The sequence below is a fragment of the Streptomyces sp. NPDC051636 genome (assembly GCF_044453765.1).
In the GTDB taxonomy this organism is placed as follows: Bacteria; Actinomycetota; Actinomycetes; order Streptomycetales; family Streptomycetaceae; genus Streptomyces.
Genome location: NZ_JBITDA010000015.1, coordinates 1 through 13,159, shown reverse-complemented (window position 1 = coordinate 13,159; position 13,159 = coordinate 1). Strand labels below are relative to the sequence as shown.

Annotated in this window: 10 protein-coding genes and 1 pseudogene; 9 read left to right on the top strand and 2 right to left on the bottom strand. The window is 71.9% G+C overall.

Annotated elements, in window-relative coordinates:
- The first annotated feature begins 143 nt into the window (after positions 1-143).
- From ACIBBH_RS24705 to ACIBBH_RS24675, 7 genes and pseudogenes are all read left to right on the top strand, one after another.
- Entirely contained in the window at positions 144-1,202 is a 1,059-nt protein-coding gene (locus ACIBBH_RS24705; protein ID WP_399408017.1) for a phytanoyl-CoA dioxygenase family protein, read from the top strand.
- The gene (locus tag ACIBBH_RS24700) at positions 1,199-2,530 is read left to right on the top strand and encodes a DUF6271 family protein (protein WP_399408015.1); all 1,332 of its coding nucleotides are present in this window, start codon (positions 1,199-1,201) and stop codon (positions 2,528-2,530) included. The genes ACIBBH_RS24705 and ACIBBH_RS24700 overlap by 4 nt, the downstream gene beginning before the upstream one ends.
- Positions 2,527-3,699, top strand: a pseudogene (locus ACIBBH_RS24695) (type III PLP-dependent enzyme); the annotation flags it as partial. The gene ACIBBH_RS24700 and the pseudogene ACIBBH_RS24695, both read left to right, overlap by 4 nt.
- Positions 3,697-4,215: a GNAT family N-acetyltransferase gene (locus ACIBBH_RS24690; protein WP_399408317.1), complete on the top strand. Its 519-nt coding sequence runs from the start codon at positions 3,697-3,699 to the stop codon at positions 4,213-4,215. The pseudogene ACIBBH_RS24695 and the gene ACIBBH_RS24690, both read left to right, overlap by 3 nt.
- Positions 4,215-5,435: an MFS transporter gene (locus tag ACIBBH_RS24685; RefSeq protein ID WP_399408013.1), complete on the top strand. Its 1,221-nt coding sequence runs from the start codon at positions 4,215-4,217 to the stop codon at positions 5,433-5,435. The genes ACIBBH_RS24690 and ACIBBH_RS24685 overlap by 1 nt, the downstream gene beginning before the upstream one ends.
- Before the next feature lie 104 nt (positions 5,436-5,539).
- Positions 5,540-6,298: an IclR family transcriptional regulator gene (locus ACIBBH_RS24680; RefSeq protein ID WP_399408011.1), complete on the top strand. Its 759-nt coding sequence runs from the start codon at positions 5,540-5,542 to the stop codon at positions 6,296-6,298.
- A 97-nt stretch (positions 6,299-6,395) separates the two neighbouring features.
- A complete protein-coding gene (locus tag ACIBBH_RS24675) occupies positions 6,396-7,661 on the top strand; it encodes a PP2C family protein-serine/threonine phosphatase (RefSeq protein ID WP_399408009.1) in 1,266 nt (421 codons plus the stop codon).
- A gap of 19 nt (positions 7,662-7,680) precedes the next feature.
- Here the strand turns inward: ACIBBH_RS24675 and ACIBBH_RS24670 are convergent, their stop codons facing one another.
- Positions 7,681-8,112, bottom strand: a complete 432-nt coding sequence (locus tag ACIBBH_RS24670) for an ATP-binding protein (protein ID WP_399408007.1) — start codon at positions 8,110-8,112, stop codon at positions 7,681-7,683.
- Positions 8,113-8,309: 197 nt separating this feature from the next.
- Between ACIBBH_RS24670 and ACIBBH_RS24665 the strand changes: the two genes are divergently transcribed.
- Together ACIBBH_RS24665 and glpK are read left to right on the top strand one after the other, a co-directional pair.
- Positions 8,310-9,077 carry an IclR family transcriptional regulator gene (locus ACIBBH_RS24665; protein WP_399408005.1) on the top strand — a complete coding sequence of 256 codons (768 nt, stop codon included), beginning with the start codon at positions 8,310-8,312 and terminating at the stop codon, positions 9,075-9,077.
- 89 nt (positions 9,078-9,166) lie between these two features.
- Positions 9,167-10,663: a glycerol kinase GlpK gene (glpK, locus tag ACIBBH_RS24660; RefSeq protein ID WP_399408003.1), complete on the top strand. Its 1,497-nt coding sequence runs from the start codon at positions 9,167-9,169 to the stop codon at positions 10,661-10,663.
- Positions 10,664-10,672: 9 nt separating this feature from the next.
- On the opposite strand, the gene ACIBBH_RS24655 is transcribed toward glpK, so the two are convergent.
- Positions 10,673-12,658 carry an N-6 DNA methylase gene (locus ACIBBH_RS24655; RefSeq protein ID WP_399408001.1) on the bottom strand — a complete coding sequence of 662 codons (1,986 nt, stop codon included), beginning with the start codon at positions 12,656-12,658 and terminating at the stop codon, positions 10,673-10,675.
- Positions 12,659-13,159: the final 501 nt, after the last annotated feature.

The window sequence follows — 13,159 nt, the reverse complement described above, 5'->3', positions numbered from 1 at the left end:
CCTGCCCGCCGGCGCTTCCGTTTGGCCCACGACCGGCACTTCACAGGCACTTGGCGGCATTTTCGGCCATGATCCGTTGACACCCCGAATTGGTCTAGTCCAACGTGAGGACACGTCAGTTCGATCAACCCGGAGTCGCCGCCATGCCGACGCCTGACCGCCACCTGTACCGAGCGGCATCGCACCGCCCCTACTTCAGCGCGGACGCCGAGACGTACCTCGCCCAGACCCCGCTGAGAGACATCGAGAAGTCACGCCCGCTGCGCGTGCTGTCCGAGGCGGACCTCGCCTTCTGGCAGACGTACGGCTATGTCGTCGTCCGGGACGCCATCTCCCCGGGCGCGGCCAAGAGCCTGCTGGAATTCGCCTGGGAGTTCCAGGGTCTCGACCCCGACCGCCCCGAAACCTGGTACGAGGAGCGGGAGTTCCGCTCGGACCTCGATCGCGACCTGCACGTCTACGGCTTCGTCGAGGCCTACCACCACCAGCTCATCTGGGACAGCCGTCAGACCGAGCGCGTCTACGACGCCTTCGTGGACGTGTGGGACTGCGAGGAACTGTGGGTCACGCTGGACCGGCTCAACCTCAACCCGCCCAACCGGGGAACCCGTTCGCGCTCGCTGATCGAACCCACCGACGAGGGCTTCGACATCGAGCTGCACTGGGACGTCGACACCACCCTCGGGGTGCTCCCGCAGCGCGTCCAGGGCATCATCGCGCTCACCGACACCCGCCCCGGACTCGGCGGCTTCCAGTGCGCGCCCGAACTCTTCCGGCGGTTCGACGAGTGGCGGGTCGCCCAGCCGGCCGACCGCGACCCCATCAGGCCCGCGCTCGACCGCGCCGAGTTCCCCGTCGTTCGGCCCGACCTCCAGGCCGGCGACCTGCTGATCTTCAACGGGCTGCTGGCGCACGGCGTGGCCCCGAACCGCTCCGACAACGGTGTCCGAGCCGTCCAGTACCTGTCGATGATGCCCGCCCTGGAGGAGCACACGGACCTGCGCCGCTCCCGAGTCGAGTCCTGGCGCACCCTGAGCACCCCCGACTGGAACCCGACCCTGCTCGGCGACGCGCGCGAGCCGGAGGCCCTCCGCTACGGCCCCGCCACGCTCGACAGCCTGGGCCGCAAGCTGCTGGGACTGGACTCCTGGAACGGTCAGGGCGGGCAGAGCAGGCAGAGCGGTCAGGAGGGCGAGCGGTGAACCGGGCGACCGGCACGCACCGGATCTGTCTCACGCTTCCCACCAACCGGGCGTGCGCCCCGACCCTGGCCGCCGTCGCCGGGGAGGCGGCCCACGCGGCCCGCCGCTTCGACGCCGAGGTGCACCTGCTGATCCTCGACTCCTGCGACGAGCCGACCCGGTCCGAGCACGCCCGCGTCCTGGCCGGGCTGCCCCCGGTACCGGGCCTGATCACCCATCACCTGGACGAGGCGGATCAGCGGCACTTCCTGCGGCGCGTGATCCACCGGACCGGCCTCGCCGACCCGGACCGGATGCTCGCCCTCATGCTCCCGGCCGGCGTTTCCTACGGAGCCTGCACCAACCGCGCCTTCCTGACCGCCGCCGCGCTCGGCTGCCGGTCGGTGCACCGCCGGGACTCCGACAGCGCCTACCAACTGCTGGACGGCGAGCCGGTCTTCCCCGTCCACCACGAACTCCCGTCACTCGGCAGACGCGCGGCCGACGCCGCGGCCGGCGTGTCCGAGACGGACCTCGACCCTGCCCACGCCGACCGCCCGGTGTCGCTGGCCGGCGCCTCCTTCATCGGCGAACTCTCCGTGGACATCGGCGAGATCCAGCGCCTGGACGAGGACATCCACCACGAGGTCGTGAGTTTGTGGGCGCCCGGCCACTGGTCGGAGGAGCGCAAGCGGGACCTGGTGGAGGAGTCCTTCAAGGGGGCCGGCACCGCCCCGTTCACGCAGGACCACTCGACGCTGACCCTGGTCGACCCCATGCGGGTGGACATGTGCAACATCGCCCTCCACCGCGAGGTGTACGAGCGGGTGCCGCTGCCACCGGCCACCGACACCATCGGCAGCGACTACTTCCTCCTCCACCTCGTCCACGACGCCACGCTGCCGGGCGTCCTGCACAACCGCCACATCGAGAACTTCCACACCCCGGAACGGCGTACCGGCACCGGCTTCCTCGCCTACCAGACGCGGTTCGTGAAGTTCCTGCTGTCGATGCTCTACTTCCACCACGTCTACGACCGGATGGCCGAAGCGGGCGCCGCCCTCCTCGACGACCGGCAACGCGTCCGGGCCGAGGCCGTCGTCGGCTTCCTCCGTGACAGCACCCGCCTCGACCCTTCCGAGAACGTGTGGCGGCTGGACCGCGTCGACAGCGCCTACCGTAAACTGGGCGGCAGGTATGCGGAGTTCGCCGACCTGCTGGCGACGCGCCGTGAACGGCTGCTGGACGAGGCCCGGCGGGACATCGAGGACTTCGCGCTGCTGACCGAGGCCTGGCCCGCGCTGGTGAGCGCGGCCCGGGAGACCGGACCCGGGAGCGCGGGCCGGTGAGCGGGGATCTGAGCGCGCCGCTGTCCGCCGCGCTGGCCGCCGCGTCGCAGGACGCCGTCGTCTTCGACCTCCTGGGGATCGAGGCCCGGTACGACGCCCTCGTACGGGAGTTGCCCGGCGTCACCGTCCGCTTCGCCGTCAAGGCGTGCCCCGTCGACGAGGTACTGGCCGGCCTCGCCGACCGGGGCGCCGGCTTCGACGCGGCGAGCCCCGCCGAGATCGCGCAGGCCCTGCGGACGGGTGTGGCCGCCGACCGGATCCACTACGGCAACACCGTCAAGTCCGACGCGGCCATCGCCGAGGCATACCGGCTCGGCATCCGCACCTTCGCCACCGACAGCGTGCAGGACGTGGCCGCGATCGCCGACCGCGCTCCCGGCGCCCGGGTGTTCTGCCGCCTCGCCACCAGCGGGGAAGGGGCGCTGTGGGGCCTGAGCCGGAAGTTCGGCTGCTCGCGGGACGACGCCGTGGCGGTGCTGGCGGCGGCACGGGCGGCCGGACTGACCCCGGCGGGGCTGTCCGTGCACGTCGGCTCGCAGCAGATGACCGTAGAGGCCTGGCAGGACGCCGTCGACTCCCTCGCGGACGTGCTCGTGGCGCTCCGCGGGCGGGGGATCGTGCCGGACCACGTCAACCTCGGCGGCGGCCTGCCCGCGCTCGGCTGCCTCGACCGGTGGGGACAAAGGCTCGAACCCCCGCTGGACAAGATGTTCGCCGTGATCCGCGAGGGCATGGACCGGCTGCGGGACGTCAGCGCGACCCCGCTCGGCTTCGTCATGGAGCCGGGCCGCCACCTGGTGGCCGACCACGGCGCCGTCCGGGCCCACGTGTACCGGATGACCGCGCGCCGGCGGCCGGACGGAGAAGCCGAGCACTGGCTGTACCTGAGCGTGGGCAAGTTCAACGGGCTCTACGAGATGGACCGGTTGAGCTACCCACTGCTCTTCCCGACCCGGGCCGGGCAGGAAGGCGCGGAGTACGTGCCCGCCGTGGTCGCGGGCCCCACCTGCGACAGCGACGACGCCTACGGAGCCGGGCACCACCGGGTGCGCGTACCGGCGGACCTGGCGTCCGGCGACCCGGTCTGGATCCTGTCCGCCGGCGCCTACGCCACCAGCTACATGACACAGGAATTCAACGGCTTCCGCCCGCTGCCGTACGACGTCGTGCGCATCCGCCCCGTCGCCGACGCCGACTGGCCGGCCGTCGCGGCCCTGGAAGCCGCCGCGTACGCGCACTGCTCGCTCTCGGAGGGGCGGTCCGCGCTGGAGTCCAGGGGCCGTGCCTCGCCCGGCACCTGCTTCGTACTGGATCTCGGCGGCCGGATCGCGGGCTACCTCCTCGCCCTGCCCTACCCGAGGTTCCGCTGCCCGGACCTGGCCCGGCCGGAGGAGACCGTCTTCCACTCCCGCAACCTCCACCTGCACGACCTCGTCATCGCCGAGGACTTGCGGGGCCGGGGACTGGGCACACGGCTGCTGCAACGCCTGACGGCCGTCGCCGGGGCGGGCGGGTACGGGCACCTCTCGCTGGTCGCGGTCGGCGGCGCGGAGACCTACTGGCAGGCCCACGGCTACCGGGCCCACCGCGAGGCCGGCCTGCCGCCGGGCTACGGCGAGGACGCGGTGTACATGTCCACCGGGGTGTGCGCGAGCCGGCCCCACGACGGGGAGGGGGCGGGCTGATGCGCGTGCCACGCGACCACGACGGGTTCCGCCGCGAGAAGTGGGCGATCGCGGCCCTGTTCTGCTTTCTCGGCTTCCAGTACGCCACCTGGGCCTCCCGGCTCCCCGCCCTGAAGACCCGGCTGGACCTGACCGAGCAGGAACTGGGCCTGCTGCTGACGGCCTGCGGTGCGGGCGCCGCCGCCTCCTTCCCGCTCGTCGCGTTCCTGACCCGGCGGCTGGGCTCCCGGCGGCTGGCCCTCGGCTCCGCCCTGTGCCTCGCCGCGCTGCTCGTGGCCCTGTCCGTGGTGCCGGACTACCCGACGGCGCTGCTGGTCGTCTGCTGCGACGGCGTCGCCGTGGGCTGCCTGAACGTCGCCATGAACGCGCAGGGTGCCGCACTGGAGACCAAGTACGGGCGCACCGCCATGTCCCAGCTGCACGCGACGTTCAGCGCCGGGCTGCTGGGCGCCGCGCTCCTGGCCTCCGGGGTGAACGCGGTGACGCCGGCCGTCACCGCGCACTTCGCGACGGCCGCCGTCCTGCTGTCGCTGCTGCTCGCCTGGGCACGCCCCCGGCTGCTGGCGGACAGGGACGGCGCCGGCGCAGCCGATACGAGCCCACCGGCAACGGAGGGGAAGCCGGGAAAGCGGCGTGGCGCCCTGACCCCGCCGTCGCGGATGACGCTGTGGATGGGCTGCGCCATGGCTTTCGGCACCATCACCGAAGGCGCCATGAACGACTGGTCGGCGCTCTATCTGAAGGATGTCGTCAAGGCCTCGTCGACCGTCGCGCCCCTGGGCATCGCCGTCGTCTCGGTCATGATGCTGCTGGCGCGCGCGTGTGCCGACCGCTGGCGCAGCCGTTGGGGCGACGGCCCCGTCGTCCGCGTCGGCAGCGCCGCCGCCGGTCTCGGCCTGGCGCTCGCCCTGCCGGCCGGCGGGGTACTGCCCACGCTGGTCGGCTTCGCCTGTGTCGGGCTGGGGGCGGCGGCGATCACCCCGTGCGTGTACGTGGCCGCGGCGGCGCGCGGTGCGGACGCGCTGGCCCTGGTCGCCGCGATGGGCACCACGGGCCTGCTGGCCGGCCCCGCCCTGATCGGGTTCGTCGCGGGCGCCGGCGGCCTGACCCTGGGCATGGGCGCGGTCGCGGCCTCGGCACTGATCGTCTCCCTGTGCGCCCTGCGGATCCGCTGGGGTGCCCTGGGCCCTGCCGTCGAAGTCCCGTCGTCGGCTCCGTGACGAGGCCGGTCCGTCGCGAGGGCCGTCGGCCGGGCCCGGCCGTGTGGCGTCGCGAAGGCCGCGCACCCCTTGCCTGCGCGGGGCGCCCGGCGCACGCTGGTCGTATGGGCGCTCATGACGGCCCCACGCTCATCACTTCCGTGCAACGGGCCTTCCGGCTGCTGGAAGCGGTGAGCGCGCACGAGAACGGCGCGCCGGCCAAGCAGCTGGCACGTGAGACGGGCCTGCCCCTGGCCACCGCCTATCACTTGCTGCGGACCCTGGTGTACGACGGATACGTACGCAAGCTCGACGACGGCGGTTTCGTCCTCGGCGACAAGCTGCAGACCCTGCACACCGAGGGCCGCGGGCAGGCGCTGCTCAGCCGCGTCCGCCCCACGCTCGCCGCTCTGCGGGACGAGCTGACGACCGCCGCCTACCTGACCTTCTACGAGGACGGCGAGATCAGGGTCGCCGAGATCGTCGATGGCCCCCGGGCGCCCCGGGTGGACCTCTGGGTGGGCTTCGAGGACGCGGGACACGCCACCGCGCTGGGCAAGTCCGTGCTGCGGGAACTGGACGACGAGTCGCGCGAGGACTACCTCTCCCGCCACCACCTCGCCGACCTCACGCCACGGACCATCACCAGCCGGCCCGAGCTGCTCCGGCGACTCGACTCCTCGCCCGTGGCCCCCGCCGTCACGGACCTGGAGGAGTACACCCTCGGCACGGTCTGCGTCGCCGTGCCCGTCTACAGCGGCGACACACTCGGCTCGCTCGGCGTCTCACTGCCGGCGGACCGGCTCTCCAGCCTTCAGGAGATCCGGGCGCGGCTGCTCCCGACCGCGAGCCGCGTGACCAGGAGCCTGTCGCTCACTATCTGAAAATCCGGTCCTTGCGGCACCGGGCATCGAACCCGTTTCCTGAATAAAGCGGACTTTTCGAAACCCCCGGCGTACAGGTGAGGACTGCGGACGCGACATGAGTCAGGCGCGAGACCATGGCGGTGACCACTGGCCGATGCGGCTGTTCAGGAGCCGAGCGGCAGGTCTTGGGGTGTCGGCCCAAAGACACGCCGGCGCCCATCTGGCCGCCGGTGTGCCCGTACTGCCCGTGCTGATCGTCTGCGTCGTCGTGTTCGGCGACGTCGTCGGCGGAGCGGGGATGATCTGGCTGCCCCTGCTCGCGGCCGGACCCGCGCTGGCCGCCACCACCAACGGGCCGCGCGGTGTCCTGTGCGTCGGTCTGCTCGCCGCGGTGCTGGGCGCGTCGCTCGGCACCCGGGACGGCGTTCCGGGCAGCGAACTGACGGCCGTACTGTCCGCCCTCGTGGCCGTCACCTTGGCGAGTGCCCTGGCCAGCACGCTGCGCGGGCGCCGTGAAAGGGTGCTCGCGGCTGTCCGCTCGGTCGCGGAGGCCGCCCAGCACGCGCTTTTGAAGCCGATACCGGCGACGGTCGGCCCGTTCCAGGTGGCCGTCCGCTACAGCGCCGCGGCGGCGGAGGCCCGTATCGGCGGGGATCTCTACGCCCTGGTGCCCACCCCGTACGGGGTCAGGCTGATCGTCGGTGACGTACGCGGCAAGGGGCTGCCCGCCGTGGGGACCGCCGCACTGGTGCTCGGTGTCTTCCGTGAGGCCGCCTACGACGAGCCCGATCTCCTGTCCGTCGTCGGCAGGATCGAGCGGAGCCTGGCGCGCAACCTCGGTGACGACGACTTCGTGACCGCGGTGGTCGCCGGATACCCGTCGGACGGGCATCTGGAGATCGTCAACTGCGGACACGCGCCGCCGCTGCTGGTGCGGGAATCCGGTCGCGTCGTGGCGGTGGAGCCCACCCACCCGGCCCCGCCCCTCGGGCTGCGGGCCCTGTCCGGCGAGGCCCCTGGCCTCCAGGTGCTGCCCTTCGCCGACGGAGATCAGCTGCTGCTCTACACCGACGGGGTCACCGAGGCCCGCGACCATGGCCGTGAGTTCTACCCGCTCGCCGAAGGGCTGGCCCGCCACCTGTCCGACGAGCCGGCCCGTACCCTCGCCGCGCTCCATGACGAGCTGCTGGCGCACGTGGGCGGGCGACTGCACGACGACGCGGCGCTGCTCATGCTCCGCAAACCGGCCGGCTGCGAACCGGCGGTCACCGAATCGGCCGTCCAGGAACACGCCGGTGCCCCCCGAGCTCCCCTCGCCTCGGGGCGCGGCTCCCAGCGGCCGGCGAACTGCCCGCGGGACCCCCTACCCGACCAGGTCTGACCAGCCGGGCCGCGCACGCTCATGCGGCGACGAGATCCGCCCACCGGGTCACCCCGCCGGAGTGGACGCGTATGCCGTACCGGGCCGCCAGCGCGTGGACGATCTGCTCGCCCCGGCCGTGCTCGTCCGGGTCGATCCCCGCCGGTGACTGTCCCGGAGCACGCACCGGTCCCGCGTCGGTGACCTCGACGCGCAGGGTGCCGGATCCGTCGTCGGGGGCCCAGGACAGCCGCAGCTGGGCCGGTGGCAGGGCGTGGACGAGTGCGTTGGTGAGCAGTTCCGACACCACCAGGAGTGAGTCCTCGACGATGTCCCGGGACACGTTCCAGTCGGCGAGGACCGTTCCCACCCGCCGGCGTACGGCGGAGACGGCCCCGGTGACGGGCGGCAGCGGACAGACGTGCTCCACCGTGTCCCGAAGTATCGGATCGACCTCGAGCTGGACCGCCATGGACTCTCCTCCGGTGAGCGCTGTCGGCAGGACGCCGGGCCTCAGCGCGCTGTGCCGGGCCTCGTAGCACGTTAGGCAGCGCAGCGTTGCCGGTCAATGAACAGCGGTCGGCAATGCCGAACGCCCCGGCGCACCCGGCGCGCAAGCGTCCACCCGCACGGAAAGCGGACCCGCCATAGCGGTAATAGGCTCGCATCATGACCGGCCCGGTCCAGTCGATCGAACGGGCGGCGGCGATCCTGCGTCTGCTCGCCGGTGGACCTCGCCGCCTCGGGCTCGGCGAGGTGGCGGCCTCGCTCGGGCTGGCGAAGGGCACCACCCACGGCATTCTGCGCACCCTCCAGCACGTGGACTTCGTGGAGCAGGACGCCGCGACCGGAAAGTACCAGCTCGGGGCCGCCCTGCTGCATCTCGGCACTAGCTACCTCGACGTCAACGAGCTGCGGTCGCGCTCCATCAACTGGGCCGACGCCCTGGCCGCCCGCAGCGGGGAGGCGGTCCGCCTGGGCACGCCCCTGGAGGGCCAGGTCCTCGTCGTCCACCACGTGTTCCGGCCGGACGACACGCTCCAGACCCTGGACGTGGGCTCGCTGCTGCCGCTGCACGCCTCCTCGCTCGGCAAGGTCCTGCTGGCCTTCGGGACCGCGCCCCTGGAGACGGTCCTGGAGTCCGGGCTGGAGGCGTACACCCGGCACACCCTGGCCGTCCCGGAACAGCTCACCCGGGCACTCGCCGAGGTCCGGGAGGTCGGATGGGCCGCCGAGGTGCAGGAGATGAGCATGGGCGAAGCCGGCGTCGCCGCGCCGATCCGCGGGCACGGCGGCCTCGTCGTGGGCGCCATCGGACTGTCCGGACCGGTCGAGAGGATCTGCGACGGCCAGGGCCGTCCTCGGCCGAACCTGATCACCCTGCTCCGTGAGGCCGCACGGGCGATCTCCAGAGACCTGGGAGCCGCTCGCTGGTAGTTGCTGGTAGTTCGTCGGTATCCGCTGGTGGTGCCACCGCCTCCTAGAGACATCGGAAGGCAGACCCGATCATGGTTGAACGGTGTGTGATGTCCATCGATCAGGGCACCAACTCCACTCGATGCATCCTGTTCGACCACCACGGACGGCTCGTGTCCGTCGCCCAGCGTGAGCACCGCCAGCACTTCCCCAAACCCGGATGGGTCGAGCACGACGCCGTCGAGATCTGGCGCAATCTGCGGCGCATCGTGCCCGAGGCCCTGTCCGGCGCCGGTGTCGGCCCGGGAGGCGTCGCAGCCATCGGCCTGGCCAATCAGCGGGAGACGACGGTGCTCTGGGACCGGCGTACGGGCGTCCCGCTGGGCAGGGCGATCGTCTGGCAGGACACCCGCACCGCACCGCTCGTCGACGACCTCAGACGCCGGCCCGGAGAGGAGTTCTTCCTCGGGCGGTGCGGTCTGCCCCCCTCTACCTACTTCTCCGCGCTGCGGATCCGCTGGCTGTTCGACCATGTCAACGGGCTGGAACAGCGCGCCAAGGACGGCGAGGTGCTGTTCGGCACGATCGAGAGCTGGCTGATCTGGAACCTCACCGGGGGCGTGGACGGCGGCCTGCACATCACCGACCCCACCAACGCCAGCCGCACCATGCTGATGAACATCCGCACGCTCACCTGGGACGAGGAGCTCCTGGCGTTCTTCGGGGTGCCCCGCCCCATGCTGCCCGAGATCAGGTCCTCCGCCGAGACATACGGCGAGGCCCGCACCCTCCTCCCGGGCGTCCCCATCACGGCGGCCCTCGGTGACCAGCAGGCCGCCCTGTTCGGCCAGACCTGCTTCTCCCCGGGCGAGGCGAAGTGCACCTACGGAACGGGCAGCTTCCTGCTGCTCAACACCGGTGCCGATGTCGTGCGGTCCCGGCACGGACTCCTCACGACCGTCGCGTACAAGATCGGGAACCAGCCCCCGGTCTACGCTCTCGAGGGTTCGATAGCCGTCACCGGCTCCCTGGTCCAGTGGTTCCGCGACCGCCTGGGACTGATCAGCAGCGCGCCGGAGATCGAGACCCTCGCCCGGACGGTCGAGGACAACGGCGGTTGCTACATCGTCCCCGCCTTCTCCGGCCTGTTCGCACCCCGCTGGCGCAGCGACGCACGCGGCGTCATCGTCGGCCTCACCTCCTACATCACCAAGGGACACCTGGCCCGGGCCGTCCTGGAGGCCACCGGCTGGCAGACGCGCGAGGTCGTCGACGCCATGAACGCCGACTCCTCACTCGCCCTGAAGGAGCTCAAGGTGGACGGCGGCATGACGGCGGACAACCTGCTCATGCAGTTCGTGGCCGACGTGCTCGCCGTACCCGTGGTCCGCCCCATGGTCGCCGAGACGGTCTCGCTCGGCGCCGCCTACGCCGCCGGGCTGGCCGCCGGTTACTGGCCGGACCTGGAGGTCCTGCGCCGCAACTGGCACCGCGCCGCCCAGTGGCTGCCGGACATGGACCCCGAGCGGCGGGAGTCGGAGTACGACAACTGGCAGCGAGCCGTCGAGCGTTCGCTGGGGTGGATCAGACAGCCGAGGCCGGACTAGGGGGCGCCGTCAGACGGTCAGGCCACCCGCCGCCAGCCGATCGCTCACGTCGCTCACCAGCCGCTTGCCGAGGCTGTCGGTCCTGGTGAGGAGGGTCTCGAAATCCCTCAGGCGCCGAAACGTCTCGGCATAGGCCGCCTGCTTGTCGAGCGGGAGTCGCAGCACCTGGAGGCGCCGGATGTCGACCCGGGAGGAACTGGACGCGTGGGTGCCTGCCTGGCGTCCGTTGGCGGGCGCGCGCAGGCAACCGGCGAGGAAATGGGCATCCAGCTTCTCGGGATCCACCCGCAGGGCGTACAGCTGGGGGCCCAGAGCCATCGGCGGCCCTTCGTGCACCCACGCCTTGTAGGCCCTGACCACACCGGCGACCACGACGTCACCCTCCTGCGCGACGGCGTGCGCCGAGTCGGCGCAGAGCAGCCCGCTGGGCTTGCCGTCCATCAGCAGGTCGGGGACGGTGAGGAGCGGCACGGCGCCCTCGCGAGGCGGTGTGGCGCTCTCCGCCGGTTGTTGCCCGGCGCGCAGGGTCAGCGCACCGGCTTTGACGAGGTCCCCCACGGTGGCTGTGGTCTGCAGCGTCCCGGCATCGAAGCCGAGCTTGGACAGATGCTGCGCATGACCGGCCAGGTCGGCCAGCAGGGTGCCCAGATCGCCCCAGGAAGCGGCGAGTTCGACGCCCGAGGGTTCCGCGCTCGCTGCGGTGTAGCGCCCCGGAGTGACGTCCACCTCGTCGTCCAGAAGATCGAGCAGGGGAACGCGCACGGTGCCTTCCGGTGGATCGCTGTCAGGGCGGTCGAGCGTTTCCACGGCGGAGAGGACGAAGGAGCCGAGGGCGTCCCAGTCGGGTCCCGGCTCACGCACGCCGGGCCGCGCGAAGCGTGTGGCGTCCACGAACAGCGCGTCCTGACCGGGCGAAGCGGCGGCGGGGTTGTCCGGAGCGGCCCTGAGGACCCACAACTGGAGGGACACACTGTGCGGTTGCGCGCTGCCCGGCGGAAGGGCCACGACTGCTCGAAGTGTGCCGGTGCGCAGCAGGGAGCCCCGGATGCGGCGGCCCGCCTTGCGGGACGCGACCGCGGGCGGAAGGACGACGACGGCCGCTCCGCCGGGCCTGAGACGAGAGACCAGGTGCTGCACCCAGGCCAGTTCCGGTTCGGTCCGCGGCGGCAGCCCGTGTGCCCAGCGCTGGTCGGTGGCGAGTTCCTCGTAGCCCCAGTCCCGTTCGTTGAACGGTGGGTTGCAGAGCGCGATGTCGGCCCGCACTCCGGCGAACGGGTCCGCCCGAAGCGCGTCGGCCGTGGCGACCTCGGTACGCAGCTCACGATCCTCCGCGACGAATCCGAGCCGGGCGGAGGCCAGCGCGGCGAGCGCCGGGTCCCTCTCGCACGCCAGCACCGCCAGATCCTCGCCGTCGTACTCCTGCGCGGCCGCGGCGGGCAGGTGTCCGGTGCCGCAGGCCGGATCGAGGACGGTCAGCCCTCCTTCGCTCGCGCCGAGACGGACGGCGAGAGCGATCCGGGTCATCAGCGAGGCGAGTTGAGCAGGGGTGGTGCTGAGCTGTCTCACATGTGTCTCCAGCCACCGCTGCAACAGGAACTCGAACGTCTCCCGCGGCCCCTCGCGTCGCCCCAGCTGTGCTGCCTCGATGGCCAGATCGCGGGCCCGGTCGGACAGTCCGGGGTGCGAGGAACGCGTACGGGGAGAACGCATCCGGCGGGCCGCCTCGGCGACGGCCAGGCCCGACTCGTCCCTGCTGCCGAGCGCCTCGAAGCGCGGCCAGAGGAACTCCCGGCCGCCGACGTCCGTGAGTTTGCCGTTGTCACGCAGCCACTGTTCGACCTCCGCCAGTGAGAACTGCGGACTGACGTCGGTGCCCCCGATACGGATGGGAAACGAGTCGTGGCGCCGGCGCCAGTTGCTCACCGCAGCGCGGCCCACCCCGGCGATCCGGGCGATCTCGGCCAGGCTGACGGGTACCGCGTCGGGTGTACTCATCGAACAGTCTCCGAGGTGCTTGGCCGGCTGGGCTGGTCGGCGTCCCAGCGCCCGTGATGCAGGGAAGGCTACTACGCTCATTGACTTTGTTCACAGTATACGAATGCGATACCGCTGTGCGGAAAGTGTGGAGGATAGGGAAAACGCAGGAATTCGCTCCGGGGTGATGCGAGGCGGGGGCGTAGCCGCGCTCGGCTGCGGAGTAGCCGCGCGCCTCACGAGCTGCTCTTCTGTAATCTCTGTTCACAGTGAATTGTCGATGTTACGCTGCGGCCGCACCGTTCCGGTGGGGAGACGGGACACTGTCTACGGACGGCGGCAGCAGAACACCGAGGGGACAGCACCCATGACGCCAGCAGCTCAGCGCGAGACCGAGCGGACGGGGCGGAGCAGCTCCCCGAGGAGGGCCCGCCGCCCCGTGAGCCGTGGAGTCGCCGCCGCCAGGGCCCAGGCCGCCGACGGCCGCCGGCAGCACCAGGAGTGGCTCGACCTCGCCGAGGT

What these genes read in the sequence shown, in the direction of transcription:
- ACIBBH_RS24685 (WP_399408013.1), top strand. Translation starts at nt 4,215, where the DNA reads ATGCGCGTGCCACGCGACCACGACGGGTTCCGCCGCGAGAAGTGGGCG.
- ACIBBH_RS24680 (WP_399408011.1), top strand. Translation starts at nt 5,540, where the DNA reads ATGGGCGCTCATGACGGCCCCACGCTCATCACTTCCGTGCAACGGGCC.
- ACIBBH_RS24670 (WP_399408007.1), bottom strand. Translation starts at nt 8,112, where the DNA reads ATGGCGGTCCAGCTCGAGGTCGATCCGATACTTCGGGACACGGTGGAG.
- ACIBBH_RS24675 (WP_399408009.1), top strand. Translation starts at nt 6,396, where the DNA reads ATGAGTCAGGCGCGAGACCATGGCGGTGACCACTGGCCGATGCGGCTG.
- ACIBBH_RS24655 (WP_399408001.1), bottom strand. Translation starts at nt 12,658, where the DNA reads ATGAGTACACCCGACGCGGTACCCGTCAGCCTGGCCGAGATCGCCCGG.
- ACIBBH_RS24665 (WP_399408005.1), top strand. Translation starts at nt 8,310, where the DNA reads ATGACCGGCCCGGTCCAGTCGATCGAACGGGCGGCGGCGATCCTGCGT.
- ACIBBH_RS24705 (WP_399408017.1), top strand. Translation starts at nt 144, where the DNA reads ATGCCGACGCCTGACCGCCACCTGTACCGAGCGGCATCGCACCGCCCC.
- glpK (WP_399408003.1), top strand. Translation starts at nt 9,167, where the DNA reads ATGTCCATCGATCAGGGCACCAACTCCACTCGATGCATCCTGTTCGAC.